The 26,078-nt window shown below is 54.4% G+C and carries 25 protein-coding genes; 6 read left to right on the top strand and 19 right to left on the bottom strand.

All coding sequences use genetic code 11. The features are described 5' to 3' along the window. Window positions 1–226: 226 nt before the first annotated feature. Together BLR64_RS12595 and deoC are read right to left on the bottom strand one after the other, a co-directional pair. Window positions 227–745 (bottom strand): GNAT family N-acetyltransferase, encoded by a 519-nt coding sequence (locus tag BLR64_RS12595; RefSeq protein ID WP_090714568.1) that lies wholly within the window; start codon window positions 743–745, stop codon window positions 227–229. A gap of 106 nt (window positions 746–851) precedes the next feature. After that, window positions 852–1,529 (bottom strand): deoxyribose-phosphate aldolase, encoded by a 678-nt coding sequence (gene deoC, locus BLR64_RS12590; protein WP_090714566.1) that lies wholly within the window; start codon window positions 1,527–1,529, stop codon window positions 852–854. 264 nt (window positions 1,530–1,793) lie between these two features. On the opposite strand from deoC, the gene BLR64_RS12585 reads away from it, so the two are divergent. Then, window positions 1,794–2,135: a hypothetical protein gene (locus tag BLR64_RS12585; RefSeq protein ID WP_090714564.1), complete on the top strand. Its 342-nt coding sequence runs from the start codon at window positions 1,794–1,796 to the stop codon at window positions 2,133–2,135. 9 nt (window positions 2,136–2,144) lie between these two features. Continuing rightward, the gene (locus tag BLR64_RS12580; protein WP_090714563.1) at window positions 2,145–3,155 is read left to right on the top strand and encodes a ketoacyl-ACP synthase III; all 1,011 of its coding nucleotides are present in this window, start codon (window positions 2,145–2,147) and stop codon (window positions 3,153–3,155) included. A 200-nt stretch (window positions 3,156–3,355) separates the two neighbouring features. On the opposite strand, the gene BLR64_RS12575 is transcribed toward BLR64_RS12580, so the two are convergent. From BLR64_RS12575 to BLR64_RS12555, 5 genes are all read right to left on the bottom strand, one after another. Beyond that, window positions 3,356–4,810, bottom strand: a complete 1,455-nt coding sequence (locus BLR64_RS12575; protein ID WP_090714561.1) for a SulP family inorganic anion transporter — start codon at window positions 4,808–4,810, stop codon at window positions 3,356–3,358. 191 nt (window positions 4,811–5,001) lie between these two features. Beyond that, entirely contained in the window at window positions 5,002–6,084 is a 1,083-nt protein-coding gene (locus BLR64_RS12570; protein ID WP_068729691.1) for a bifunctional 3-deoxy-7-phosphoheptulonate synthase/chorismate mutase, read from the bottom strand. Window positions 6,085–6,579: 495 nt separating this feature from the next. Further along, window positions 6,580–8,871, bottom strand: coding sequence for a PAS domain-containing hybrid sensor histidine kinase/response regulator (locus BLR64_RS12565; RefSeq protein WP_167360660.1), 2,292 nt, complete (start codon window positions 8,869–8,871; stop codon window positions 6,580–6,582). Window positions 8,872–9,102: 231 nt separating this feature from the next. Beyond that, the gene (locus tag BLR64_RS12560) at window positions 9,103–9,501 is read right to left on the bottom strand and encodes a response regulator (protein ID WP_090714558.1); all 399 of its coding nucleotides are present in this window, start codon (window positions 9,499–9,501) and stop codon (window positions 9,103–9,105) included. Between the two features lie 129 nt (window positions 9,502–9,630). Further along, window positions 9,631–10,305 (bottom strand): Na-translocating system protein MpsC family protein, encoded by a 675-nt coding sequence (locus BLR64_RS12555; protein ID WP_090714556.1) that lies wholly within the window; start codon window positions 10,303–10,305, stop codon window positions 9,631–9,633. Window positions 10,306–10,511: 206 nt separating this feature from the next. Here BLR64_RS12555 and BLR64_RS12550 point away from each other — a divergent pair, with 206 nt between their 5' ends. Continuing rightward, on the top strand, window positions 10,512–11,054 hold the full coding sequence (locus BLR64_RS12550; protein WP_090714555.1) for a glutathione peroxidase: 543 nt from the start codon (window positions 10,512–10,514) through the stop codon (window positions 11,052–11,054). 144 nt (window positions 11,055–11,198) lie between these two features. Here the strand turns inward: BLR64_RS12550 and BLR64_RS12545 are convergent, their stop codons facing one another. The 8 genes from BLR64_RS12545 to BLR64_RS12510 all read right to left on the bottom strand — a co-directional run bounded on the left by BLR64_RS12545 (window position 11,199) and on the right by BLR64_RS12510 (window position 19,198). After that, window positions 11,199–11,543, bottom strand: a complete 345-nt coding sequence (locus BLR64_RS12545) for a 4Fe-4S dicluster domain-containing protein (RefSeq protein WP_090714553.1) — start codon at window positions 11,541–11,543, stop codon at window positions 11,199–11,201. Beyond that, window positions 11,540–13,144: an FAD-binding protein gene (locus tag BLR64_RS12540; RefSeq protein ID WP_090714552.1), complete on the bottom strand. Its 1,605-nt coding sequence runs from the start codon at window positions 13,142–13,144 to the stop codon at window positions 11,540–11,542. The genes BLR64_RS12545 and BLR64_RS12540 overlap by 4 nt, the downstream gene beginning before the upstream one ends. A 401-nt stretch (window positions 13,145–13,545) precedes the next feature. Next, entirely contained in the window at window positions 13,546–14,601 is a 1,056-nt protein-coding gene (locus tag BLR64_RS12535; RefSeq protein WP_090714549.1) for an ABC transporter substrate-binding protein, read from the bottom strand. Window positions 14,602–14,645: 44 nt separating this feature from the next. Further along, entirely contained in the window at window positions 14,646–14,978 is a 333-nt protein-coding gene (locus BLR64_RS12530; protein WP_090714548.1) for a 4Fe-4S dicluster domain-containing protein, read from the bottom strand. Then, a complete protein-coding gene (locus BLR64_RS12525) occupies window positions 14,975–16,585 on the bottom strand; it encodes an FAD-dependent oxidoreductase (RefSeq protein WP_090714545.1) in 1,611 nt (536 codons plus the stop codon). The genes BLR64_RS12530 and BLR64_RS12525 overlap by 4 nt, the downstream gene beginning before the upstream one ends. A 24-nt stretch (window positions 16,586–16,609) precedes the next feature. After that, entirely contained in the window at window positions 16,610–17,479 is an 870-nt protein-coding gene (locus BLR64_RS12520) for an ABC transporter permease (protein ID WP_415841026.1), read from the bottom strand. A gap of 32 nt (window positions 17,480–17,511) precedes the next feature. Further along, the gene (locus BLR64_RS12515; protein WP_090714542.1) at window positions 17,512–18,315 is read right to left on the bottom strand and encodes an ABC transporter permease; all 804 of its coding nucleotides are present in this window, start codon (window positions 18,313–18,315) and stop codon (window positions 17,512–17,514) included. 106 nt (window positions 18,316–18,421) lie between these two features. Continuing rightward, entirely contained in the window at window positions 18,422–19,198 is a 777-nt protein-coding gene (locus BLR64_RS12510) for an ABC transporter ATP-binding protein (RefSeq protein ID WP_090714540.1), read from the bottom strand. Window positions 19,199–19,580: 382 nt separating this feature from the next. Between BLR64_RS12510 and BLR64_RS12505 the strand changes: the two genes are divergently transcribed. Continuing rightward, window positions 19,581–20,669, top strand: a complete 1,089-nt coding sequence (locus tag BLR64_RS12505) for an LLM class flavin-dependent oxidoreductase (protein WP_090714539.1) — start codon at window positions 19,581–19,583, stop codon at window positions 20,667–20,669. A gap of 126 nt (window positions 20,670–20,795) precedes the next feature. Here BLR64_RS12505 and BLR64_RS12500 read toward each other — a convergent pair whose 3' ends face one another. Further along, window positions 20,796–21,665 (bottom strand): helix-turn-helix domain-containing protein, encoded by an 870-nt coding sequence (locus BLR64_RS12500; protein WP_090714537.1) that lies wholly within the window; start codon window positions 21,663–21,665, stop codon window positions 20,796–20,798. A gap of 110 nt (window positions 21,666–21,775) precedes the next feature. Here BLR64_RS12500 and BLR64_RS12495 point away from each other — a divergent pair, with 110 nt between their 5' ends. Next, the gene (locus BLR64_RS12495) at window positions 21,776–23,053 is read left to right on the top strand and encodes an MFS transporter (RefSeq protein WP_090714536.1); all 1,278 of its coding nucleotides are present in this window, start codon (window positions 21,776–21,778) and stop codon (window positions 23,051–23,053) included. Window positions 23,054–23,334: 281 nt separating this feature from the next. Here BLR64_RS12495 and BLR64_RS30310 read toward each other — a convergent pair whose 3' ends face one another. From BLR64_RS30310 to BLR64_RS12485, 3 genes are all read right to left on the bottom strand, one after another. Then, window positions 23,335–23,472, bottom strand: coding sequence for a hypothetical protein (locus tag BLR64_RS30310; RefSeq protein WP_167360659.1), 138 nt, complete (start codon window positions 23,470–23,472; stop codon window positions 23,335–23,337). Window positions 23,473–23,537: 65 nt separating this feature from the next. Next, a complete protein-coding gene (locus tag BLR64_RS12490; RefSeq protein ID WP_090714534.1) occupies window positions 23,538–23,765 on the bottom strand; it encodes a hypothetical protein in 228 nt (75 codons plus the stop codon). 3 nt (window positions 23,766–23,768) lie between these two features. Beyond that, complete coding sequence (locus tag BLR64_RS12485; RefSeq protein ID WP_090714533.1) at window positions 23,769–24,773, bottom strand: TIR domain-containing protein; 1,005 nt, start codon at window positions 24,771–24,773, stop codon at window positions 23,769–23,771. Between the two features lie 159 nt (window positions 24,774–24,932). Here BLR64_RS12485 and BLR64_RS12480 point away from each other — a divergent pair, with 159 nt between their 5' ends. Further along, a complete protein-coding gene (locus BLR64_RS12480) occupies window positions 24,933–26,060 on the top strand; it encodes an N-acetylmuramoyl-L-alanine amidase family protein (protein ID WP_090714531.1) in 1,128 nt (375 codons plus the stop codon). The last annotated feature ends 18 nt before the right edge of the window (window positions 26,061–26,078 follow it).

The following is a 26,078-nucleotide window of genomic DNA, read 5'->3' as shown; positions in this document are numbered from 1 at the left end:
ATTCTCTCACAAATGATGTTATTTGGGAAGCAAAAATTCTCATTAATCCGGTGCGTTTTATTATATTTATAAAAACATCCATTCTAACGGTGCTCTTCCTCCAGATTAGCCCAAATCCGCACGAAAGTACACGCTTACATTTTATTACTGCAGTTAAATCTAACAATCGTCAGTGCTACTATGCCCTATTTCCTCCAAGCACTCCATTTGCGAAACAAACTCCCAATTATGCTCCTGCCGGCGGCTTCGGCAAAGAATAATACACCAGACCGTCTACTAGCTCCTCCCTGCGCTTAAACCCCAGCCGCTCCAGAAGCCGGGCCGAGCGCTCATTTGCCGGATCGGCAGTTGCTTCAATGAGCTCCAGCTCCATTTGTTCAAAACCCACCCGGATGATCGGTGTGACAGCCTCGGTCATGAACCCCCGGCCCCACCAGGCTGCAGACAGATCGTATCCGATTTCCGCCCTGGCCTGCGTACCGGTTACCCAGCAGTGAAAACCGCAGGTTCCTGCCAGTTGCCCGCTTGCCTTATCAAAGAGTCCCCAGCGGCAGCCGGAATCCTCGGTGTGAAACCGGATAATCTCTGATGCCTCTGCCATATCCTTGCAGGGGGGAATGTCCATGTACCGCGTAACCTCTTCATCCGCAAAATGCCGGAACACCGCTGCACTGTCGCTTTCTTTTAACACCCTTATGTATAACCTCTCCGTTTCCAGCTCCGGAAAAACAAACTTTTCCGCCATCCGCCTTCCTCCCCACCTGCCAAATTTACCTACCTGATATGAAAAAACAGGAGAACAATAAAGAATATTGCTCCCCTGCTTGTCCTGCCGCTAAAAAACCTGCTTATTAGTAGCTGCTCTGGCTCTGTTCACCCTTGGCAATGGCTACCCCGCCGCTTGTTCCGATCCGGGTTGCGCCCGCTCCGATCATGATCAGCGCGTCTTCGCTGCTGCGAACGCCGCCGGAAGCTTTTACGCCGATGTCAGGACCTACGGTTGCACGCATGAGCGCGATGTCTTCCTTCGTTGCTCCGCCTGTGGAGAAGCCCGTCGAGGTTTTTACGAAATCTGCACCTGCTTCTACAGCGAGCTTGCAGGCGCGAACCTTTTCTTCTTCGCTCAGGAGGCAAGTCTCGATAATGACTTTGGTCAGCGCTTTGCCGCGTGCCGCCTCAACAACAGCCGCAATATCACGCCGCACCAGCTCGTCGTCCCCGTCCTTCAAAGCGCCGATGTTGATGACCATATCTACTTCGCCAGCACCGTTTGCAATGGCATTGGTTGTTTCAAAAGCTTTGGTCTCCGGAGTTGAAGCTCCCAGCGGGAAGCCGATTACGGTGCATACTTTTACTTCAGGAGTATCCTTCAGCACTTCATGGGCTACCGCCACCCACGCCGGGTTGACGCAGACAGACGCAAATTTGTAGGTTTTGGCTTCTTCCGCCAGCTTGATGATATCTTCTTTGCGGGCATCCGCTTTGAGCAGCGTATGATCTATGATTCTGGATATTGTGTTCTCACTCATTGTTAATTCCTCCATGGTTGTAGATGTTCTCACACCTTGTAATCATACCAATAGTGGCCTGCTTTGGAAAGCAAAAGGGCAACCAGCATCCTTCCAAGGAAGCTCAACGCCATAAATTCTAAATCCTATTTATTAATTTTAAAAAATAAAAAGGTTAATTATGAAAAATATCCCTTATCAAACCAGCTGCAATCGTTATAATAAATGAGTGATTATGAATACATTTTTTAACATTTATCTAGTGATAAGGAGATGTTTGGACAGATGGGAAGCTTTAATTTTGCAACAAATTCCGCAGAAGCTATTCTAAATGTACAAGTGGAAGGAACAATGTCGGAGGAGGATGCCGGACGTTTTATCCAGGAATACAATCAGACTGTGAGCCAGTTCGATCCTTCCCGGTACGACATTGTGCTGGATTGCACCAAGCTGAATGTCTCCACTGCTGATGTGCTGCCTATGCTGGAGCAGTGCTATCTTTTGTATCAGCAGTCCGGCTTCAAAAAAGTGATCTTTACCATCACCAAAAGCCCGATTCTCAAAATGCAGCTCAGCCGGGTCGCCCGCAGCACCAAACTTGAAAATTACGAAATTATTGAAGTGTAGGTGAAGCTCATGGAGCATACCGGAGACAATATCAGAATTTGCAATGCCGCTTATTATCATCCGCAGCATGTGGTAGACAATGATTATTACTTGGAGCACTTCGCCGCCCTGGGCAAGGATATCAAGAGGTTTCTGGAAATGATGGGCCGTGAGCACAGGTATATTATTAAGGACGAACATGAGAATGCTTTAACCATGGGCTATAAGGCAGCACAAAAAGCTCTGGCCGGTGCCGGGCTGGCGGGTGAGGATCTTGATATGATCGTATTCGCTTCACAGACACCGGAATATACGTACCCGACCAATGCCCTGCTGCTGCACCACCGGCTTGGCGGCAAGCACCGCGCTATTACACTCGATTCCAATGCCAACTGCGCAGGAATGGTGACTGCTGTCGAACAGGCAAGCCGTTATATGCAGGCTAACCGCGGCATCCGCTACACGCTGATCGTAGGCAGCGACTACAGCTCCATTAACTGCAGGACAGACGATGAGATTACATATCCCAATTTCGGGGATGCTGCCGCGGCTATTATTCTGGAGCGAACCCCGGAAGCCCCGGGCTTCAAGGATTCAATATACTATACCGATTCCGCAATCTGGGAGAGCATTACCTTTCCGGCCTGCGGGCTGTCCGGCATTTACCGGGAGGGGATAACGCCTGATGATATCAAGCTCCGCTGGAATCCCTTTGACGGTTCGGTATGTGTTGAAGCAGCTATTAATGACATTAAGGAACTGCTGGACAGGAACGGTCTCACTGCGGAAGATATCTCCGCGTACTGCCTTTCGCAGTTTTCGCTGAAGAATATCGAGCTGATCCGAAAAGGACTTGGCCTGGAAGCTGAGGCTGAAAGGTTTATGTATGTTGGCGGCGAGTTCGGTTATACAGCGACCAGCAGCCCGTTCATCGCTTTTCAGCGCGGGGTGGAGGATGGACGGATTCGGCGCGGGGATCATATTATCTTCTGGTCTGTAGGGGCCGGCTGGCAGATTCCTACAATGTTATATCAATACTGATTCAGCCAGACGGACGAGCCTGCCGATGCGGCTGTTTATGGAGCCTTGCCCCGGAAATCAACTTGCGGGCAGGGCTCTCTTTTATATAAAATTGTTGCCGGTACGCGGGAAGAAACGGAGCTTAAATCCAAAGCTGCCATAAACAAAAAAACAGCTCTCTCCCGCAGAGAAAGCTGTCTGTCTTGTTATATTTAATTCCGTTAAGCATGTCCGCCGGACAAGCCAAGCCCGATGCGGTCAATGAGCTGTGTGCTTTGTTCGTTTAAGCCGGTAATGCTTACTTTTTTGCCCAAAGCCCCATATCTGCTGATGGTTTTGGCAATCGCTCCGGCGGCTGACTGATCCCATACATGGGATTGGCTAAAGTCGATGACAATCTGCTCCGGATCGGCCTCATAATTGAACGCTTGGACAAAATGACTGGTCGTTCCAAAGAACAGTTGTCCCGTGACTGTATAAGTAACGGAATTTCCGGCCGCATGGGCGTTCAGGCGGATTGAAGCGATTTTCCAGGCAAAGGAGAGTGCGCTGAGCAGAACACCGAACAATACGCCGATCGACAAATTGTCTGTAGCCACCACTGTCACTACCGTAACGATCATCACCAGAGCATCAGCGCGCGGAACACGGATCAGTGAGGTCAGGGAGCTCCACTCAAAGGTGCTGATGCAGACCATGATCATGACTCCGACCAGTGCACCCATCGGGATCTGCTTAACCACATCCCCTAGCACAAGAAGCAGAATCAGCAGGAAAACCCCGGATACAAAGGTGGACAGGCGGGTCCGTCCGCCCGATTTCATATTGACCATAGACTGGCCGATCATTGCACAGCCTGCCATACCGCCGAAAAAGCCGGTGACGATATTCGCCAGCCCCTGACCTTTGGCCTCGCGGTTCTTATCGCTTGGAGTACCTGTAATATCGTCGATCAGTGTGGCCGTCATCAGCGATTCAAGCAGACCGACTACGGCGAGCGACAAGGAATACGGCAGAATGGTCAGCAGCATGTCCAGCGTAAGCGGCAGCTGCGGGAGATGGAAGAGCGGAAGGGCCGAGGTGATCTCCCCCATATCCCCTACCCGTTTCACATCAAGGTCTAGCACAATGCTGAGCACCGATACAATAAGGATAGCCACAAGCGCTGACGGCACCGCCTTCGTAAAACGCGGAACCGTGTAGATAATAACCAGTGTCAGGGCCACCAGGCCATACATCACCCAGCCCTGCCCCTCAAAATGTACAAGCTGGGCCATAAAAATCAGAATCGCCAGCGCGTTGACAAAGCCGGTCATAACCGGCTGGGGCAGGAAGGTAATGAACCTGCCCAGCTTCAGAGTGCCCATCAGAATCTGAAAGATTCCGCAGAGAATCGTCGCCGCGAACAGGTACTCGATGCCGTGATTCAGCACAAGGCTGCCGACGAGCAGGGCCATTGCTCCGGTTGCTGCCGAAATCATGCCGGGCCGGCCGCCGGCGAGTGCAGTGACTACCGCAATGCAGAAGGAGGCGTACAAGCCGACCATCGGGCTGACTCCGGCCAGGATTGAGAACGCGATTGCTTCCGGAATCAGCGCTATGGCCACGGTCATGCCCGACAATACATCACTTCTGGTGTTGGATAACCAGCCGTTATTTAGTTGATTTTGCTTCAAAATGCTGTTTCCTCCTGTGTCTGTTAAGGTTATGGGCACATCCCCAAGATGTCCCGGTCCGGTGCAACGCCAATGTTCCTCATTGTACCCGACACCCCTTAATCCCCACAAAAGTTACACATGCACTTGTAAGCGGTTGTTTCAGACCATTTCTCACTATTACTGTTATTTCCTCGTAAATCCGGTCAGTTTTAATTTTGGCGGAACAGCCCGGAAGCCTTAACCTCGCTGAAGAAGGTGTTGAACTCCTCAATGTTCAGCTGCTGCGCCGCATCGGAGAGCGCAGTGGCCGGATCGGGATGAACCTCTACCATAATACCGTCAGCACCGGCGGCAAGCGCAGCCTTGGCACAAGGAATAAGGATATCCTTGCGTCCGGTGGAGTGTGTAACATCGACCAGAACCGGCAAATGGCTCTCCTGCTTGAGAATCGGTACTGCCGATATATCGAGTGTATTACGCGTCCATTTCTCATAGGTGCGGATTCCGCGCTCAATCAGCATAACCTGCGTATTGCCGCGTGACATAATATATTCAGCTGCATGCAGGAATTCTTCCATTGTCGCCGCAAGCCCCCGCTTCAGCAGCACCGGCTTGTTCAGCTCCCCGGCCGCCTTCAGCAGCTCGAAGTTCTGCATGTTGCGTGCACCGATCTGGATAATATCCACATAGTCCAGCGCAGGTTCCAGATGGGCAGGATCAACAATCTCACTGATCGTCAGCAGGCCGTATTCATCAGCTGCTTCGCGGAGGATGCGCAGTCCGTCCATGCCAAGCCCCTGGAAGTCATAAGGTGAAGTCCGGGGCTTGAAGGCGCCGCCGCGCATTACTTTGATCCCGGCCTTTTGCAGTGCCGCAGCTACGGTGCGGGTCTGCTGCTCACTCTCTACGGAGCAAGGTCCGGCAACCATAACCGAGGACAGGCCGCCGATGGCAATGTCCCCCGGAAGGACAATCACGGTGTCTTCCTTGTGGCTTTTCCGGCTGACCAGCAGGCTTTTCTTGTGCTCAGCAGACTGCAGATCCAGAGAAGCAGCGAAAATCTGTTTGAAGAGGCTGCGGATCGTTCCCGCGGTGAAAGGTCCTTTATTGCTCGCTACCAGCTTCTCCAGCATCGCTTTTTCACGTTCCGGATCGAATTTCGGCACGCCCTGCTTTTCTTTCACAACTCCAATTTCCTGTACAACCTGTGCACGCTCCGAGATCAGCTCCAGCAGCTGTCCGTTAATCTCATCCAGACGCGCTCTCAGTTCATCCAATTCCACGTTAGTCATTTACCTTCCACTCCCTCTTGAATAATTAAATTTATGAACGCAAAAAGGCCCCCCGCCGCAAGGGACGAGGAGCCGTGGTACCACCCTTATTTAGAGCCTGGCCCAAATACACGGCCGAAGAAATGAAACGCCTGTCCTTCAGACCTGAACCAACTCTGTCTTACACCCGTTAACGCGGGGCGCGGACCCACCTACGCATAAATGCTGCAGCAGATACTTCAGGGGCCGACTCGGAAGTGAACTTCAGTCTTAAACGTCTCCTGAGGGTGCTCTCAGTCTCCGGCACACCTTCCCTGTTAAGATCCGTATATAAAACTTACTCTCTTCGTCATAGTCATTAGCTCATATTCAGCGCATGCGCGCCAGTTTCTGCTATCTTAATCAAAATGCTGACAGGATGCAATAGTTTATTGCACCGTTGTGCAGCTTTAGCGCAATAAATCAACATCACTTAATGGACTGAAGCCTTTTTCAGCTGTCAGCCCCGTAGAGTAACTAAATTTTACCGCCTGTGTCACTGAAAAATTTGCTGACCAGGTTAGTAACGGCTTCACTGCGCAGCGGTTTGCTGATATACTCGTCCATCCCCGCCTCCAGACAGAGCTCGCGGTCACCTTTAAGCGCATTGGCCGTAACTGCAATGATTACCGGCTGGCGCTCCGGGGAAAGCGACTGTCTGATGACCCGTGTGGCCTCCAGCCCGTTCATTCCCGGCATCTGCACATCCATAAAGATCAGATCGTAGTCTGTGGTTCCTGCCAGCTGTACAACTCCCAGACCATCAGTCACAACATCTACAGCGAAGCCGCGTTTCTCCAGGATTTTGCGGAGCACAATCTGATTAATCTCATTATCCTCAGCCACCAGTATCCGCAGAACCCGGCTGATCTGACCTGAGGCAGCAGGCAATGCACCCTCTTGTTCTTCAGGCAGGCCGTTTTGCAGACGGAGCCTGACCGTAAACTCAAATTCTGTCCCCTGCCGCACGCTGGTATTCAAGCGGATGGACCCACCCATCAGTTCGACCAGCTGCTTGGCAATCGCCAGCCCCAGTCCTGTACCTTCATGCCGCCGGCCCATAAAGTGATCCAGCTGGACAAACGGCTCAAACAGCTGGTCCCGGAAATCCTCGGGGATACCGATCCCGGTATCGGCTACGCTGAATTGCAGCCTGGTCTGACCCGCCTGCTGTTCAAGCAGAGAGACCTTAACCGTTACTCCTCCGGTGTAAGTAAACTTCACCGCATTGCCGACCAGATTAAGCAGCACCTGCTTGAGCCGGTCACTATCCCCGATCACGGTTCCGGGTACATCGGGGTCAATATGGACCCTCATGGCCAACCCTTTAATCTCTGCTTTGCGGAGTAACAGCTCAAGCACAGAATCTATGCAGTCTTTGAGCACAAAGGGCTGCTCATGAAGCTCCGTTTTGCCTGCCTCATTCTTGGAGAAATCCAGAATATCGTTAATGATATTCAGAAGAGTGTCCCCGCTCTGCCGGATGATCTCCAGATATTCCCGCTGTACAGACCCCTGCTCACTAATATCAAGCAGCAGATCTGTCATCCCGATCACCCCGTTCATCGGGGTACGGATTTCGTGGCTCATCATCGCCAGGAATTCACTTTTGGCCCGGTTCGTGCTCTCCGCCGTCTCCTTGGCAATCAGCAGCTTCTTCTGTTCAGTAATATCCTTAACAATAATATAGAATCCTACCCTTGCCTTATTGATAATAATAGGGGCAATAGAAGTCAGTACTTCGACGCAATGGCCGTCCTTGTGCCAGACAACCTCGATATCCTGCTCCCTGCCGCCATTGACTCCGCTGTAGTTGAGTACTTCATCAAGCTGCTGCTCCCCGATAATTCTGGCTGCGCTCATGCCGGCCAGTTCAGGGATGGTGTAGCCTGTCAGCTGGCAAGCCTGCTCGTTGCCGTTGATGATTTTACCGCAAAGATCCAGTGAAATGATGGCATCATGATTATATTTTTTGAGTGAGGTATAGCGCTCAATCGATTCCTGAAGCTTTTGTTCAACGTTTTTGCGTTCCGTGATGTCCCGGCCTAAGGCGAGCATCCCCGGACTGGTCTGATCCTTCAGGGCGCGCAGCGTAAATTCCATCCATACGTAGCGCCCGTCAGCATGAAGAACCCGCAGCTGTATTCGCTCGATCTCCTCCGCTTGCGGACTGCTGAGGCTGCTGAGCGGTGCCAGATCATCCGGATGAATCAGACTGCTTATATTGCGGCCGGTCAGCTGTGCAGGCTCATAACCTAGCACCTCCCGGACCGACGGCGAGCAATACCGGCAGATCTGATCCAGTGTGGCGTAGTAGACGATGTCCCTCATATTGACTGCAATCAGCCGGTACAGCTCATCCCCGGAAACATAGCCGCCCGGTACAGCTGTATCCTCTTTTCGCTCGGTCAGATGAACAATATAATATAGCGCAGCACCGCTGGACGGATCTCTGATGAGCATAATATGCAGAAACAGCGGGATTACCCGTCCAAGCGCGTGGACCATCTCGACTCCGCTTTCAAAAAAGGGAACCCCGCTTGTTTTCAGAGCCCCCATTTTACTGCTATATAGCTCAACAGAATCATTAAATAAAAGCTCCCTGAAATCTTGCCCCAGCAGCTGTTCCTCTGCGAACCCCAACAGTGAGGTTACTTCCGGACTGATGCTTGTCCATTTTTGCTCAACAGAAAGAAAGGCTACCCCAACAGTACCCTCCTGATACGCCTGCCCCAAGTGGGAAAGCGCTTCTGGATGATGTCTGACCATCTGATCCACCGCCCGTTTGTGGAGTAATAAAAAAATCAGTTTATTAAAATCTGTAATATTAATATCTTGCATCTACGGGCGAAAGTCAAATGCTATCAGCAGGAAAAAATCACCACATCCCCCGGCAAAAAGCAGCTGAACAGCGCATCCCTTCTTTTTACTGACAAACCGGCCCTCAGACAGAGCTCTCCCCAGCTCAACACCTTGGATATTACTACGTAATTTCTGTCCTTATGGAGTATAAGGGCCTTCGGTTAACAGCTCTTTTACGGTACGCGTAAAGACTTTAACCTGAAACGGTTTCGTGAGGTAAGCAGCAAAGCCGGTTGTCCTGGCCTGTTCAATATCCGAATGCCGCGCAAAAGCACTGATGGCCATTACGGGTATCCTGCTCGTACTCTCCTTAGACCTTAGCCTTTCCATGGCCTCATAGCCATTCATACCGGGTAAGCCGATATCCATTATAATCAGATCCGGCAGCTGACAGGCTGCAATTTCCAGCCCATGCTCAGCCGTTTCGGCTTTCAGCAGCAATACGGAGGGCAGATGTTTTTTGAAGATATGATGCATCAATTCCATGTTCAGCTCATTATCTTCCACATACAGCACGCTCTGCTGATACTCCTCCATTTGCCGAATCCCCCCCCAATAATTACTGATTTCTAAAAAAGAAAAAGCCGAAGAAAGGGTCGTATCCCCCTTCTTCGGCTCATGTTCGGCTCATTCTCATGTCCGACTCATTTCCGCCCCATATATGGTTTAGTGAAACGTATATGCGATCACACTCGTGTCTTTATCAAAGTCCCAATCCACATAAATATCGGACAGCTCCTTGCCCAGCATGGGCGCAATCGTGGTCGTGTCTTCCAGATAGCGTTTTTCCATCTTGCGCTTGGTCGTTTTGAGTGTATTCTCATAGCCGAGGCCAATCAGTTCCTTCTCCAGAGGAATCAGAATGCCTTCGCGCTTGATGATCAGTATACGGGTTCCCAGCCACCAGGAGTCGGTAAACTCGGGTTCCTTCTGCACCTTTCGGCTTACTTCATTGATCTGGGCATGCACCTCTTCACGTCCGGCATAATGATCACAGGCCACTCCGTCGTTCTTGAGGAGGGCTACTATCATCCCCGAAGCGTTATGTATACCCCAATCATAAAAAATCTCACTGACCTCAATAGCCATCGTTTCCTTCAGGTAAGCCGAGAGCTCGGGAAGCAGGGATTTCATTAAAAGCTCCCGTGTATAACGGAAGGCCTGCTCTTCTTCTTTGTTCAGCAGAAACCGCTCTACAGGCCCGATAAAATTCCGGATATGCAGCGCGATGCACTGCGGCCCGATGGAAGCATGTATCGATTCAGGACCTTTTCCGAAACGTTCTCTGAGTAATCTTCCTGTAAAACTGGAAAGTTGGCTAGTAAGTTCTGTAGTGCTCATCAAATTTCCTCCAGCAATATATTCTTTTAAATAACCGGGGAGACGCTCCGCCTGCTGAAGAAACGGTCCGTTCACCTTAGTATAAGCTTAACAGCCTGCTTCGTACATAAAAAAATCAATAAATCGTTTGACATACGAAATTTAATTGCTTACAATTAAATTAACAAAAATCATTTTTATGCAATTCCGGGAGGCTGAAGCTGCCAATGAGTATTTATACATACACTGCCCGCAACATCCGCGGGAAAGAAATTAGTCTTGAGCAATACAAGGGGAAGGTCCTGCTGATTGTCAATACCGCCAGCAAATGCGGGTTCACCCCGCAATACTCTGACCTGCAGAAGCTTTATGAAAGGTTCCAGGACCGCGGTTTCCAGATCCTCGGGTTCCCCAGCAACCAGTTCGGTGAAGAGCCCGGCTCCAATGAAGAGGTGGATATTTTCTGCCAGATTAACTACGGGGTTAGCTTTCCCCTGTTTGAAAAAATTGATGTCAAAGGACGGGACAAGCATCCGTTATTCAGCTATCTGACCACTGAGGCAGGCTTTGCCGGCTTCGATCCGGATCACTCCGGCAGCAGGCTGCTGCAGAAAATGCTGGAGGAACGGGACCCCGCTTCCCTTGCGGATGATGAAATAAAGTGGAACTTCACCAAATTCCTGATTGACCGCCAAGGTAATGTAGTAAAGCGGTTTGAGTCTCCGGTTGATCCGCTGGATATCGAGCCGGCTGTAGAGGAATTGCTGTAGGGAATTGTATAACAGACAGACAACTCTAATAGGGTGTTCCCAAGCCGCAGAATAAACCGGCTTACGGAACACCCTATTTGTAGTGAGCAAGCTAAATGGTGCTTACAATCATGACATTACGGCAAAAGCATGCCCGCCAATCCCTTATTGGCCCCGGTTAGCCTCAGTGAATACCTCAAAGAAAGGCGTCGTATCCCGCTCTGCCATCGTATCCTCCGCCCCCGGATTCCAGCCGATCTCCGCCCGCCAGCTGCCGAGCAGTCCGGAGGCAATCAGCTCCTGTTCGTCAACCTGAACGGACACCTCGCCTTGTGGCGCTACGTAAAGCGCGTCCACGGGACAATAGGCTTCACACATGAAGCAGGTCTGGCAGTCCTCCTGACGGGCAATAACAGCCAGCTTCCCCGACATGTCAAATACATTGGTCGGGCAGACCTTGACGCACAGTCTGCAGCCGATGCAGCGGTCCGCGCTCACCAGCTCGATCATATGGCCTGCTCCTTTCTCGGTGCCTGCATCTCACGGGCATGCGGTACCTTTTCGGTGCTGATGCTGATCCGGTCAATGCCTGACAAAATCAGCCGGTGGGTCTGGCGCGGGTCCAGCGCCGGATATTCCTCCAGCCGCTGCAGCCCCCGGGTCTCTTTCCGGGCAAGCGCAGCGGTGTAGATCCAGCGGCCGGCCTGCAGCATGGCCGCCGCTTCGCGGGACTGCACGATGCCCTGTACCGTGGCCGGCGGGCGGCCGGTGATATAGGGCATCAGGCTATCCAGCCGTTGCAGCGCGGCGGCTACCCCGGGCTCGCTGCGGAAATAATTGATCCGCAGCGGCAGGATTTCCTGCTGGACCGCCGCGATCAGCGGCTTCGGGTCCAGCGTCCCGCTTGCCGAGGCGCCGCCGGCAAGCCCCATACGGCCGGCGGCGCGCAGCTGCCGGCTGTCCGCCCGGCGCGTCTGCGACAGCGCGTGCCGGGCGGCTCCCTGGCCAGCCCAGCTGCCGCTGCAGATGGCCCAGGAAGCGTTGTAGGCGCCGCCGCCGGAGATGGCGCCGGTGACCTTCTCGCGGGAGGCGGCGTCTCCCGCGGCGTACAGGCCCGGCACCGTGGTGCTGCAGTCGGCGCCGGTCAGGCGCAGGCCGCCCGTGCCGCGCATCGTGCCTTCATAGCGGAGCGTGAGCGGGAATTTATCCTTGAACGGATTAATGCCCGCCCGCTCCAGCGGCATGAAAAAGATCGGATGGGCGTTCCGCAGAAACTGCTGCTTCGCCTCCGTGTCGGCCAGGTCCAGCGAAGCATAGACCGGCCCTTTCAGCATCAGCTCCGGGATGCTGCCGAAGGTACGCTCCCCCCGGTGCAGCGGATTACCCGCCGCATCATACAGCGTCGCCCAGGCCAGCATGCGCCCGCGCGTCACCGTGCCGTCCGCAAAGCTCGGGGCGTACTGCCTCGTGAATTCCATACCCGACAGTTCAGCCCCCGTCTCGGCCGACATCAGCAGGCCTTCGCCGGTAAGCACGTTGCAGCCCAGGCCCTTGCTCAGAAAAGCGCAGCCGCCTGTAGCCATAACCACCGCATTGGCCCGCACCTCCCAGGTCTCCCCTGTCAGGCGGTTAATGCCGCGGGCTCCGCCGACGCCGTGCTTATCATGCAGCAGCTCCAGCGCCGGGGACTGATCCAGGATTCTTACACCCGCCTTGCGCACAACCCGGCGCATAATCTTCATGTACTCCGGGCCATGCAGATGGGTCCGGAGCGGATTGCCGTTCTCATCCTTGGGAAAAGGGTAGCCCCACTCCTCAATCTGCCGCAAATTCTGCTCCACCTGATCCAGCACCCGGTGAATCCAGCTGTTCTCTGACAGGTAGCCTCCTGCCCGCAGCCTGGCCTGAACCGCCGCATCACGCAGCTCAGCCACCGGCGGAATCACCAGCAGGGTAGTCCCGCCCGGCGCTGTCGCGCCGCTTGTTCCAAGATATCCTTTGTCGGCAAGAATGACCTGTGCGCCTTGCGAAGCCGCATGCCATGCTGCCCATGCCCCGGCCGGGCCTCCGCCCAGCACAAGCACATCTGTTGTTGTCTGCTGCTGCGGCATTGTCTTCCTCCTTATTAATGAGATAGCTCCCGCTGTGTGGCGCTTCTAGCCCCATCGGTAGTTCGCTGATTCGCTTGTTCTAAGATTCGCAAACGCCCGTTACATCCAACTAAGTGGATTTTCGCCATCTAATTCTCCCAAGTTGCCCGGTGTGAGCAGCTTAGTTGGAAAAACGCCACTTAATTTTGCTAAATGAGTTCCAAAAGGGCTTGATTACCCGGATTAACTGCCTTTTTTCCACCTAATGATCAAAAGTTCCAAGAAACAAAGGAAATAAGTGGCGAAAATCCAACTAAGTTCACACCTGCCCCGCCTCAACCGAGCTTCTCTTGCAGAAACTCCAGCGTCAAAGCCAAGGCTTCCTTCAGCTCAGGTGTCTGAAGCTCCCCTCCGCTTGAACGTTATTGCAGCTGCCAGTCGCTGATGTTGAAGTCCTTTTTGGCCAGCTTTTCTTCGACCAGGAAGTTCTTCGTGCCCTCCAGCAGCTTGGTGCCTTCTTCCGTGAAGGCCGTATCCTTGATATCGCTGATCGGATTCACCTGTTTGGCCAGCTCCGGCGTGGTATCGCCGATTTCGGCCAGAAATTCGTAGTATTCGTCTTCATGCTGCTTGAGATCAGCCAGCGCTTTTTCACGCGCCTCGTTCCATACCTTAGGGAAGTCCGGGAATTTCTCCAGGTATTCCTCAGATACTACGGTTGCGCTGGAGCCCAGCAGGTCTGGGTGCTTCGAGGCATCGTCCAGATGCGTATAGCCTTCATCAATCAGCTTCAAGGCCGGAACCCCGAGATTTGTCGTAGCATCCACATCCCCTCTGGCGAGCGCTGCGGTAGCATCCGGAATCAGCATGTGCACCAGCTTATAGTCGGTTACCCCCTCCTGCTGCAGCAGTCCCACCACATAACGGTGCATGAAGGAGCCTTTCTGGATGGCAATGGTCTTGCCCTGCAAGTCTTTAACCGTCTTCGGGCCGTCCTTTTTACCGATCAGATAGCCTACGGTATGGGCCGAAGATTGCGAGATCAGCCGGGTTTTGGCGCCGGAAGCATAGGCGATAATGGCAGGGGTGTCCCCGAGGCTGCCGAAATCAAGCCGGCCGCTGATCAGCGATTCCGTCTGGTCCGGGCCGTTCGGGAAGCCGGTCAGCTTCACTTCGGTGATGCCGTATTTTTTCAGCTCCTCCTGAATGATCCCCTTGTAAAAGCCCCAGCCCTCCGCGCCGCCCGGCACGTTCAGCTTGTTGGAGCCGATATAGCCGAAATTCAGCACAGCCGGTGCTGTTTCGCTTCCTGCGGCCTCCGCAGTATTATCGCCGCCTGCTGCTGAAGATGCGCTGTTGCCGGAGCCCGCATTATTGCCACAGGCCTGCAGCACCAGCATGATCATGACCAGGCTTGCGAGCAGCAGCGCGCGTGCCCCTTTTTTACGTCCGCCTTGAATCTCTCTGTACGATTTCATTAATGTCGTTCTCCCCTCGGTCTGATGTCAGATGATTGCCATTTCTAGAACCCGGCTCTGGCCGCCAGTTTATACATAAAGTCATGGCTTGCCACCGGCTGTCTGCCCCTGCCCCAGCCTACCTTCTCCCTGTATCCGCCGAGCAGCCCCTGCTCTTCCAGCGCCTGTTCAGTCACACCGGTCACAGCTTCAGAATCCGGGGCAACGTACAGCGCATCAACAGGGCAATACAGCTCGCACATGAAGCAGGTCTGGCAATCGCTCTGCCGGGCGATGACGGGAATTCCGTCAGGTGCCCGGTCAAAAACATTCGTCGGGCAGACGGAGACACACTGGTTGCACTCTACACACCTGGCAGCGCTGATGACTTCAATCACAGTAGTACACTCTCCTTCGCAACTTCTTCTGTCTTAACCCATACCTGATCCAGTCCCCCGCTGATCAGCCGGTGATGCTGGCTGTTGTCTGTTTCCTTGTAATCCTCGCGTTTATGCATGCCTCTGGTTTCCGTACGTGCCAGTGCCGAGCTGTACATCCAGCGGGCCGTCGCTGTCATGGCTTCCGCTTCGCGGGCTTTCACCCCTTCCGGCGTGCGCTGGATTTCCCGGCTGCGCTGCTCCTTCCACAGGCCGTCCAGGCGGCCGAGCGAGGAGGTCAGCCCCTGCTCTGTACGGAACAGGTTGATGTCGTACGGCTTGACTTCGTCCTGCACAGCCGAGACAAATTCCGCTGCGCGCGCCGCCGTTCCCGGCTTCACCTGCTGGTCAACCAGCGGTGAGGAGGACAGCCCGCGCGGCCTGCGGTCAGCGGCATGCCGCCCCAGTCCGGCGGCATAAGCGGCTGCGCCTTCTCCGGCAAAGGAGCCGGAGGACATCGCCCAGGCAGCATTGTGGCTGCCGCCGCCGGTGAAGCCGCCGCAGATCAGCTCGCGGGTTGCCGCATCGCCTGCGGCATACAGTCCCGGAACGCCGGTGCTGCAGTCTTCATCCGTTATGCGGATTCCGCCGGTACCGCGCACCGTGCCTTCCAGCCGCAGCGTAACCGGGAAAGCATCCTTGAACGGATTAATACCCCGGCGGTCAAACGGCAGAAAGAAGTTCGTCTGGGCAACCCGCAGCAGCGGCTGCAGATCCTCTGAAGCACCGTCCAGCTTCGCATATACCTGGCGGCCGGCCAGCAGATTACGGGCAATGACCGAGCGGCCCTTTTTGGAGCCTGCCCCCTCTACCACACTGCCGTTTTCATAATAGAAGCTTGCATAGCTGTAATAGGCTGTCTTGGTAACGGAGGAAAAAGTCGGGCAGATCGCATAGGCATTGGAGAATTCCATGCCGGACAGGCTGGCCCCGGCCTCGGCGGCGAACAGATAGCCGTCACCGGTCAGCACGTTGCAGCCCAGCGCCTTGCTCAGGAAGGCGCAGCCGCCGGTCGCGATAACCACGGCTCCCGCCTGTACGCTCCAGCCCTCTCCGCTTTGGGTCTGCACACCGGTTGCTCCGGCAACACCGTGCTCATCGGCCAGCAGCTCAAGCGCCGGACTGTGATCCAGGATCTTCACGCCTGCCTTCTTGACCAGCTTGCGCATCAGCCGCATATATTCCGGACCCTGCAGGCTCCGGCGGTACTGGTTGCCGTGCTCATCCAGCGGGAACGGGTAACCTGAAACGCCCAGCCGGTTCATATTCTCATAGGTGCGGTCCAGCACCCGGTCCATCCAGCGGTGCTCGGCCAGCTTGCCGCCCATCGAGTAACGGCTGGCCTTGGCTTCCTCGCGCAGCTTGTCATCCGGCTGCACATACCACACTCCGGTGCCTGACGGAGCAGTAGCTCCGCTGGAGCCGCAGTAGCCCTTATCGGCCAGAATAACCTTGGCGCCTTTTGCTGCCGCCGTAAGCGCAGCCCATGTACCTGCCGGACCTCCGCCGATTACCAGTACATCCGCCTGCAAATTCAATGTTCCTGTATGTCCTATCGAAAGATTCATTTACCTTCAGCCCCCTTGGTTAATTTAGCCCTGATAGCTGTCCCGCCAGTGCAGGAGCTTGCGTTCGATGACGCGGAATAAGGAATCAATCAGCTTGCCGACAATCGCGAAAATAATAATGCCCACAAAGATGACCTCTGTATTGGAATTCTGCTTTGCCTCATTAATCAGGAACCCTACCCCGGAGGAAGAGCCGATCAGCTCGGCAACGACCAGGCCGATCCACGCTACCGCCATCGAGAGCCGCAGGCCCAGCAGAATGCCGGGCAGCGCAGCCGGCAGAATCAGCCGGTGCAGCTTCTGCAGCGGACCGAAACCAAGCACCCTGGCTACCTCGAACAGCTTGTTGTCCACACTCCGGATCCCCATAAAGGTATTGATATATAGCGGGAAAAAGGCGCCGCTCAGAATAATTGCTACCTTTGATACCTCGCCGAAGCCGAACCAGAGAATAATCAGCGGGGCAATCGCCAGATGCGGGACAAGCCGCAGCACCTGGACACTGGGGTCAAGCAGATACTCCGCTTTGCGGAACAAGCCGGTCAATACACCAAACAGCAGGCCAAGGACTCCGCCGATTACATATCCGAGCCCGGCCCGGCCGATGCTGACACCGAGGTGATGGAGCAGCTCGCCGCTGGCCGCAAGTCCGGCAAAGGCCGACAGAATGGACCACGGCGCCGGCAAAAACTCCGGCGAGATCCAGCCTGCACTCCCGCCGAGCTGCCAAAGCACAATGACCGCCACCGGTATGGCAGCCCCGGCTGCCCAGTCGGACAAAAGCGTCTTAGTCCGAACAGAATATGCCCTTTTCTGCTTGTTAGAAGCAGAAAAAGGTGCAGTTCCTGTGTAATCATGCGCCTCCCTTACCGTTTTTGCTGACTTTACAACCATTTCTACCCCGTTGCTCATGCTGTACATTCCCCCTATCCTTGATAGCTGTCTTTCCATCTCAGCAGCCGCCGTTCAATCAGGCGGACAACCGTATCGCTAAGCAGCCCTGCCGCGGCAAACACAATAATTCCGACAAATACAACCGGCGTATCGGCAAACTGGCGGGCGTCGGACATCATATAGCCGATACCCGAAGTCGATGCGATAAGCTCTGCCACCACCAGCCCCAGCCAGGACAATCCCAGCGACAGGCGCACACCGAGCATAATGTTCGGGACCGCCGCCGGCAGCACCAGCCGCAGCACCTGCTGCAGACGGCTGAAGCCGAGCACCCTGGATACCTCGAACAGCTTGTTGTCCGTGCCGCGGATGCCCATGAAGGTGTTGATATACACCGGAAAGAATGCACCCTTTGCGATCAGCAGCACTTTGGATTCCTCACCGATTCCGAACCAGAGGATGAACAGCGGTACCACGGCCAGGCTCGGAATCATCCGGATCATCTGGAGCGACGGGTCCAGCAGCCGCTCCGACCTGCGGAACAGTCCGACCAGAATGCCCAGCAGCAGCCCCAGCCCCCCGCCAAGCAGAAATCCGGAGAAGGCTCTTACTGCGCTGACCCGGAAATGGCTCCACAGATCGCCGCTGGCAGCCAGTGAAATAAACGATTGGGCAATGGTATAAGGTGTCGGAAACAGCATTTCGGATAAAATCCCGTAATGGCCCAGCAGCTGCCACGAGATCAGCAGGCTTCCCGGCAGCAGCAGGCCGAGTCCGGCAATAACCGCTTTTCCGGGTTTACCGGCTGAGCCTGCGGCCACAGCCTGGTTGCTCATATTAAACGCCCCCTTTATACTTATAGTTAATAATTCTCATAGATTAAGTCGGATATAAGACAGTGGAACTCCCCAGCTTAGCCATTTTCAAGGCCACCGAAACCCCCTAAATTCCCGCCCCGTCCGTTAACTCCAGCTCCTCTACCTTCTCAAAAACATTCAGAACCCTAAGGCGCAGCTCCTGAAAGGAGGTGGTTGTCTTTTTACGCGGATACGGCAGGTCAACCGGCACGATTTTGCGGATTTTGCCCGGCCGCGGCTCCAGAATAACTACTCTGTTTCCAAGAAATACGGCTTCATCAATATCATGCGTTACAAAAATCATCGTTGTCCGGTTCTTCCGCCAGATCTCCAGCAGCACCGCCTGCATATGCGCCCGGGTAAAGGCATCAAGTGCACCAAACGGCTCATCGAGCAGCAGGATTTTCGGATTCCGCAGCAGCGCCCTGGCAATCGCCACCCGCTGTGCCATTCCTCCGGACAGCTCACGGGGGTACGCTTTTTCGAAGCCGGTCAGCTTCACCAGCTCAATCAGCTCATCCACCTTCTGCCGGACATCCTGCCGGCTGAGCGGCAGATCCGAAGCAATGTTCTTCTCAACGGTAAGCCACGGAAACAGCCGGTGCTCCTGAAAAATAAACCCTTTGTCTATGCCGGGACCGCCAATAGTCTGCCCCTCCAGCGTCACACTGCCGGTATAGCCGGTATCGAGTCCGGCGACGATGCGCAGCAGCGTGCTTTTGCCGCAGCCGCTCGGGCCGATCACGGTGATGAACTCCCCCTGCTGCACGTCGAGATTTACCTCATGCAGCGCCTTTACCTGTCCTCCGGCGGTATCAAAGCTTTTGTTCAGCTGTGCAATGGACAGCATTACCTCTCCCATCTCGGTTCCTCCTTCAGGTGTGTGGGCTGACCTATCGTTCAGCCGGTATTTTTATTGCAATAAAAAAACAGAGGGACCTCGCGCTGGATAGCACGGGCACCTCTGTTTGTACAGTCGGCCAATGTAATTCAAAGTAAAACAATTTGAATTTGTGCATTTAAAATATCACCTATCCGCAGGTCTGTCAACAAAAAGACATAATTTAATTTGAATAGTAAAGGGTTTAACAGGGCAGAATGCTGCCGGTAATACGCTTGTCAAAAAGACAAGAGAAACATTTACTCATAAACTTACATTTTGTAAGTTGTTATGTTATAATAATCCGTATGTTATGTATAACGGAAGCGTGACAACTATTCCAAGATATAAGGGGTCTGTATTTATGACTAATATTAACAAGGTACAGCCGGACACTGCTCCGGCATTCGAGTTTGGCATCTATACACTGGGCGACCTGGTGGCCGATTGCCACACCGGGCAGCGGATCAGCCCGCAGCAGCGGCTGCAGGAGGTTATTGCCGCAGGCAAGCTTGCGGATGAAGCCGGCCTTGACGTCTTTGGTGTTGGGGAGCATCACCGCTTGGATTTTGTCATCTCTTCCATGCCGGTTGTGCTTGCGGCCATTGCCCAGGTGACCAAGCGGATTAAGCTGACCAGCGCAACCACGGTGCTGAGCACCGCTGATCCGGTACGGATCTTCGAGGATTTCGCCACGCTGGATCTGCTGTCAGGCGGACGGGCGGAGATCATTAACGGACGGGGAGCTTTTCTGGAGTCCTTCCCGCTGTTCGGATATGATCTGGAGGACTACAAGAAGCTGTTCGCCGAGAATCTGGAGCTGCTGCTGGAGCTGAACAAGCATGAGGTCGTGAGCTGGAACGGCTCTTTCCGCTCGCCGCTGAAGAACGCGGAGATCGCCCCGCGTCCACTGCAGCCGAAGCTTCCGCTCTGGGTCGGCATCGGCGGCTCTCCCGAAAGCGCCGAGCAGGCCGGACGGCTGGGCATCGGGATGGCCATTGCTATTCTCAGCGGCAGCCCTGAGCCGTTCCAGAACCTTGCCGCCACCTACCGGCGAAGCGGTACTGAAGCCGGACATGCAGCTGAAGACCTGAAGATCGCCATCACCAGCCACGGCTACATCGCCAAAACCTCACAGCAGGCGGTCGATGAATACTACCCTTACTATTACAGCTACCGCAACGCCATCAGCCCGCACCCTGGACAGGAATACCGGGTGTCCCGGAGTGATTTTGGCCGCTTCGTCTCCCCGGTCAATACGCTGGCTGTCGGCAGCCCCCAGCAGATTATTGAGAAGATCCTGTACCAGCATGAGCTGTTCGGCCATAACCGCTTCATGACCCAGCTCGACATCGGCGGTATTCCATACAGCAAGGTGGCTACAGCCATTGAATTGCTTGCCACAGAGGTTGCTCCGGTTGTGCGCCGGGAGATCGCCAAAAAGAACAGCTGAGCTTCATCGCCTAGCATCCCTTCTTCGCTCCAGCCCCCACAATAACAGACCAAAAAAGCTGTACTGTCCAACCACCCTGGACGGTGCAGCTTTTCTTATCGCATAGAGCAGATTATTGTTCACCGGTCACTTCCAACCCTTCCCCAGATGTCCGCGGCACACCTTGAGCATAGCCACGTAGCTGTCTTCGAATTCAAGCTGTCTGAGGATATTCAGATAGACCTTCATTTCAGCCGTGCTGTCCTTCCGTTTCAGACAGAGCAAAGCAAGCTCGTAATAGATCAAAGTGATGATTTTATCGTACAGCAGATGGGTTTTGTCGGCCAACGGCAGCGCTTGCTCAAGAAACAGCAGGCTCTGCTCATAATTGCGCTCCTTCAGGCACAGGATCGAGAGGTTCTGCAGCAAATGCTGCTGGACTGTCCTGCTCTCAGGAAAAGATTGATATCTGTCAAATTCCTTCGCTCCCCTGAGGCCGAAAAAAACCGCATCACTGCTGCTCAGTGTGAACAAAAAATTGTTCAGCAGCTTGAACTCGTACAGGTACCATCTGTCTACGCCAAGCAAATACGGTTTGATGTACGCCGCAATTTCAGGCAGTGTGCTGATTTCGTCGGCCTGCTGATGCTGGATCAGCACACCCTGCCCGAGCAGATACAGGTGATAGTAGGCTTCAGTCTGTGTAGACTCATACATGGAGCGGCACTCGCGGCTGACCGCCCTGAGCCGGTCGAAATCGTAGCGGTTCCCCGCCTCAGTCAGGCTCAGATGTAGCGTCCGCTTCACCTGCGGGGCATTGTCCTGATGCAGGAACAGCAGCTCCTCCAGCGACATCTCCAGCTTGTCCAGCAGCAGAATCAGCTTGTCGTAGCCAGGGTAATAATGCCCGCCTTCAAAGCGCGAAAGGTTGGAGCGGCTCATGATGCCGCCGGCCAGTACGGCCTGGTTAATTCCTTTTGACCTGCGGATCTGCCCGATCGTTTTGCCGAGAAACATCGCTTGTCCCCTCCGCCCCGTGTGAGTATCCGGCACATTTTTCAAGAATAATTTCCATTATATGCTACACTCGGCGCAAAGAAAATACTCATTTCAGGGGGAAAGTAACGATGAATTTGCGTATAGCACGGCAGCTGAACAGCAGGGTGTGGAATATTCTGGCGGGGACTCTTTTTACGAGAACGGCCCTGTTCATGAGCGTTCCTTATCTGTCGATTTTTCTGATGAGTCAAAAGCACATCCCGCTCCTGCCCACCAGCCTGATCCTCGCAGTGAATCCGCTGGCGGGTGTAGCCTTCAGCTGGCTGGGCGGCGCGCTCGCCGATAAACTTCCGCTCCGCAGAATCCTCCTGTACACGCCCCTCGTCTGGGGAACAGTGTTTATTCTTTTTTATTTTGCCGGCGGCTTCTGGAGCTTCCTGGTGCTGAATGCCCTGAACGGCCTGTGTTACTCGCTCTTTGAACCAGCCAGCAAAAAGGTGCTGTCCGCTGAATCCCTCCCGGAGCACCGTCTGCTTGTATTCAATCTGCGGTACACGGCGATTAATGTCGGCTGCTTTGCCGGACCTCTGCTCAGCCTGCTGTTCAATATGAAAATGACCCTGTTCCCCTACGTTATCCTCGGCAGCATGTATATTCTGTACGGGGCTTCCACGACTTTATTTTTCCGCAATGCTTCTTCTGCTGCTAATCCCCCGGTTCACGTTCCGGTCAAAAGCGTCCGCAGCCTGCAGGCCCTCTCTGTGATCCGCAAAGATTATGTCTACCTGCTGCTGGTCGCGGGCATGAGCTTTTCCTACTTCGGCTATTCGCAGCTGAACGGAACAGTCTCCCAGTATCTGTCGAACACTGCTATGCTTGCGGACGGTACCCGGTTATACTCCATCCTGCTGTCGGCGAACGCCATTGTGATCCTCGCTGCCCAGTTTGCTGTGCTGCGCCTGATATCCGGCTGGAATCCGTTCAACGTGGTGCTGCTCAGTAATCTGCTGCTCGGACTCAGCTTTCTGTTCTTTCTTTTTCCTGCCGCTTACCTTCCGCTGCTGTTATTCATTCTCGTATTCAGTCTGGGTGAGCTGCTGATCGGTGCACGGTTTGATGCCCTGGTGGATGAGCTGTCTTCTGCAGAAAATAAAGGCCTGTACTTCGGCTGTACGGAGATTGTGAAGCTTGGGACGATCAGCGGCCCGCTTGTCGGGGGAGGTCTGCTGGGGCGGTTCGGCTTCCAGGCGGCCTGGCCTGTGTTCGGACTGCTGGCGGTCATTACACTGACCGGCTCGGGACTGCTCTTGGTGGCGCGTCAGAAGCATCTGCATACCCGGAATAGGGAAAAAGCCGGTGCAGCACCGGAAACTGCCGCCGATGAAGCTATACGGCGGCTTAGTTAGGCACAGCACGTCCGGAGTAGCTCCAGCGGTTGGGCCGATTCAAAGGCAAAAGTGCCTTTGATTTCGGCTAATCGGGCCTAACGGGCCGATTCAAAGGCATAAATGCCTTTGATTTCGGCTCTTCCGGCCTGACGGGCCGATTCAAAGGCAAAAGTGCCTTTGATTTTGGCTAATCGGGCCTGACGGGCCGATTCTAAGGCAAAAAGGCCTTTGGTTTTGGCTAATCGGGCCTACCGAGCCGATTCTAAGGCATAAATGCCTTTGATTTTGGCTAATCGGGCCTAACGGGCCGATTCAAAGGCAAAAAGGCCTTTGATTTTGGCTTTTTCGGCCTGACGGGCCGATTCAAAGGCAAAAGTGCCTTCGATTTCGGCTTTTCCTTCCTGCCCGCCCAGGGGAGGCTGGCTAGTCCCCCACAAATCAAAAAAAGGCCCCCGGATCTCCGGGAGCCTGAACTGGCCAATTAGGGTTTAACTGACTGAATTTATGCGAATGATGGCTTCTTGTTATCGACCTTACCGCTGACCAGCTTCTTGTACTCCTCATCCCCGCCGTTTACGGACGGTGCGAGGTACACGTGATCGGACGCTGCAAAAGGTCTGGCGGTACGGCCGCCGTTCTTCCTGCCTCTGCTGCGGCTTGTGCCTGAGCTCCCGCCTGCGGACCGGCGGACAGCGCCAGAAAGACTGACTACACCCTTCATGTTCTTCATGCTCTAGTCCCCTCCCACTAAATGATTGACGGTACGGAACAAATCGCGGTTATACCTGACGGCTGCCTTCAAGTCCTCGGCCGACAGCCCGTCATTGCCCGAAAAATGGACAGAAAGGACATGCTTGTCACCTAAAGGATAGCATAGGATATAGACCTCCGCAACTTCCGTCCGCTGAAAAAAGGTCCATTCCCGGCGCAAAAAGGCATCCATTACCCCGGGCCGTTTCTCCTGATTCTCTTCATCCGGCGTAAACGGATAGACATGCCCGCGGCCTACATTGCCGCCGACCTGCTTCAGCCCTTCCTCCCCGCTGGCCCGCCACAAGGCGGCGCCAATTACCCGGCACTGCTCCGGCGGCACGAAGGAGTTGCGGACAGCCTCGCTAAGCGCCTGATATTTCTCTGCTGCATCAGGTCCGGCCACATTACTATTATATTGCCAAAAGAAATGAAGGATACTTTCTTTCCGCCTGAGTTCAAGCTTCAGCTGCGCTAATTCCTTGTGCGGGTCACTGTATACTCCCTGCTCATGAATGCTGTCGATGATCTTCCCGCAGCTGACATCGACAGCCGCCACCGGATTCTCATGCTGCCATTCGTATTCCAGCGGCGTAAGCCCGGCCAGGTCCGACAGGAGGTGATATTCCTCCACGTTGGTACCGGGAATCAGATCGCTGCGCGGCTGGATCCGGTCCGGCAGCAGACAGAATACACGGCTGCGGCGCAGCCGGGCCCAGAACAGCCCCATCTCAAACTGGGTGTTATCCCGGGTCACATAATAATATTTGCCGCGGATCAGGGCCACATCATCAGGCGAGAAGACAAAGACGGCATAATCGCTTTCGTCCAGATGCCGCTCCAGCGCCTCCATCGTATATTCATTTGCCCGGAAAGCATTGGCATACCAGGGGGTTACCTGGGCCTCCCGCTTCAGCTGCTCATGTATCGCCCTTGCATAACGGATGGATTCTCTCGATGATCCAATGAAACATTTTGGTCTGGTCACGGATGCGCTCCTTTGTTATTTTCCCGATCTGTAATAATTATATATCTGCATTCCATCTAGGAACAGAGCCTCATTTTCTTAAGTTTTTAAACAAATTTCGTTCCTCTGCCGATGAAACGGGTAATAGGATTTTAATTACCCGGGGAAACGAGGCTTCATATGATCAAAAGCATACATAAAGCAATACTGCTGGCTGGCATCGCAACTGGTGCCCTCCTTACGGGCAGCCAGGCGGACGCTTTGGCGTCTTATACAGCAAAGGTATACGCCAGTTCACTTACTGTGCGGAGCGAGCCTGCCGCAGGGGCTTCAGCTGTCGGCTCTTTGAAAAACGGGGCAACCGTTACGGTAACCGATGAGCAGCACGGCTGGATGAAGGTGCGGTCCGGTTCCCTCACCGGCTGGGTAGCCGGGTATTATCTCAAGAAGACGGAGGGCAGCTCAGCTTCATCAGCAGCCTCTTCCTCCGTCTCACAGGCCAAATCCTCCACCGGCAGCGGTACTGCCATAGTAACCGCTGATTCGCTGCGGATCAGGGGAGGCCCGGGCACCGGCTACGCCGTGACAGGCTCGCTGAAGGCCAATGATAAAGTAACCATACTGGCCCGCCAGGACGGCTGGGCGCGCATCCGCACATCCGCAGGTGAAGTCGGCTGGGTATCGGGCCAGTACCTTTCCGCCGGGGGCTCATCCAGCGGAGTGACCACTGCATCCGCCGCAAGCACAAGCTCCAAGTCAGCAAGCAGGATCGGCAGCAAGCTGATCGTTATTGATGCCGGACACGGCGGCAGCGATCCCGGCATGCTGGGTACTACTTATAACACAATGGAGAAGGATTTGACGCTGCAGACAGCCTTTTACGTGCGGGATTACCTCACGGCCAAGGGCGCTGAGGTCCGGATGACACGGACAACCGCAAGCCAGAAGCCTACACTCGCCCGGAGGGTGCAGATCGGCCATTCGGCGGGTGCAGATGCTTTTGTCAGCATCCATTACAATTCTTCGCCGAAGAATGTATCGGGAACGCTGACCTTCTTCTATTCGGAATCGGATGACCTGCGGCTGGCCCGGGCGATCGAGAACCGGCTGGGGCAGGGGATCGGCCTCAAGAGCAACGGATTGTCCTACGGCAATTATCATATTCTGCGGGAGAACAGGCTTCCCGCTGCCCTGGTAGAGCTGGGATTCCTGAGCAATCCTTATGACGAGGCGATCGTCCGCACCTCCAGCTATCAGAAAAAAGCCGCCAAGGCCATCGCCGACGGGCTGGCCGATTATTTCAAATAAAACCGGCAAGACAATACC

This window comes from Paenibacillus typhae, assembly GCF_900099765.1.
GTDB lineage: Bacteria > Bacillota > Bacilli > Paenibacillales > Paenibacillaceae > Paenibacillus_AQ > Paenibacillus_AQ typhae.
Note: the sequence above shows the minus strand (reverse complement) of the source record. Positions and strands in the feature narration are given on the sequence as shown.

What these genes read in the sequence shown, in the direction of transcription:
- BLR64_RS12595 (WP_090714568.1), bottom strand. Translation starts at nt 745, where the DNA reads ATGGCGGAAAAGTTTGTTTTTCCGGAGCTGGAAACGGAGAGGTTATAC.
- deoC (WP_090714566.1), bottom strand. Translation starts at nt 1,529, where the DNA reads ATGAGTGAGAACACAATATCCAGAATCATAGATCATACGCTGCTCAAA.
- BLR64_RS12585 (WP_090714564.1), top strand. Translation starts at nt 1,794, where the DNA reads ATGGGAAGCTTTAATTTTGCAACAAATTCCGCAGAAGCTATTCTAAAT.
- BLR64_RS12580 (WP_090714563.1), top strand. Translation starts at nt 2,145, where the DNA reads ATGGAGCATACCGGAGACAATATCAGAATTTGCAATGCCGCTTATTAT.
- BLR64_RS12570 (WP_068729691.1), bottom strand. Translation starts at nt 6,084, where the DNA reads ATGACTAACGTGGAATTGGATGAACTGAGAGCGCGTCTGGATGAGATT.
- BLR64_RS12565 (WP_167360660.1), bottom strand. Translation starts at nt 8,871, where the DNA reads ATGGTCAGACATCATCCAGAAGCGCTTTCCCACTTGGGGCAGGCGTAT.
- BLR64_RS12560 (WP_090714558.1), bottom strand. Translation starts at nt 9,501, where the DNA reads ATGGAGGAGTATCAGCAGAGCGTGCTGTATGTGGAAGATAATGAGCTG.
- BLR64_RS12555 (WP_090714556.1), bottom strand. Translation starts at nt 10,305, where the DNA reads ATGAGCACTACAGAACTTACTAGCCAACTTTCCAGTTTTACAGGAAGA.
- BLR64_RS12550 (WP_090714555.1), top strand. Translation starts at nt 10,512, where the DNA reads ATGAGTATTTATACATACACTGCCCGCAACATCCGCGGGAAAGAAATT.
- BLR64_RS12545 (WP_090714553.1), bottom strand. Translation starts at nt 11,543, where the DNA reads ATGATCGAGCTGGTGAGCGCGGACCGCTGCATCGGCTGCAGACTGTGC.
- BLR64_RS12540 (WP_090714552.1), bottom strand. Translation starts at nt 13,144, where the DNA reads ATGCCGCAGCAGCAGACAACAACAGATGTGCTTGTGCTGGGCGGAGGC.
- BLR64_RS12535 (WP_090714549.1), bottom strand. Translation starts at nt 14,601, where the DNA reads ATGAAATCGTACAGAGAGATTCAAGGCGGACGTAAAAAAGGGGCACGC.
- BLR64_RS12525 (WP_090714545.1), bottom strand. Translation starts at nt 16,585, where the DNA reads ATGAATCTTTCGATAGGACATACAGGAACATTGAATTTGCAGGCGGAT.
- BLR64_RS12520 (WP_415841026.1), bottom strand. Translation starts at nt 17,479, where the DNA reads ATGGTTGTAAAGTCAGCAAAAACGGTAAGGGAGGCGCATGATTACACA.
- BLR64_RS12515 (WP_090714542.1), bottom strand. Translation starts at nt 18,315, where the DNA reads ATGAGCAACCAGGCTGTGGCCGCAGGCTCAGCCGGTAAACCCGGAAAA.
- BLR64_RS12510 (WP_090714540.1), bottom strand. Translation starts at nt 19,198, where the DNA reads ATGGGAGAGGTAATGCTGTCCATTGCACAGCTGAACAAAAGCTTTGAT.
- BLR64_RS12505 (WP_090714539.1), top strand. Translation starts at nt 19,581, where the DNA reads ATGACTAATATTAACAAGGTACAGCCGGACACTGCTCCGGCATTCGAG.
- BLR64_RS12500 (WP_090714537.1), bottom strand. Translation starts at nt 21,665, where the DNA reads ATGTTTCTCGGCAAAACGATCGGGCAGATCCGCAGGTCAAAAGGAATT.
- BLR64_RS12495 (WP_090714536.1), top strand. Translation starts at nt 21,776, where the DNA reads ATGAATTTGCGTATAGCACGGCAGCTGAACAGCAGGGTGTGGAATATT.
- BLR64_RS12490 (WP_090714534.1), bottom strand. Translation starts at nt 23,765, where the DNA reads ATGAAGAACATGAAGGGTGTAGTCAGTCTTTCTGGCGCTGTCCGCCGG.
- BLR64_RS12480 (WP_090714531.1), top strand. Translation starts at nt 24,933, where the DNA reads ATGATCAAAAGCATACATAAAGCAATACTGCTGGCTGGCATCGCAACT.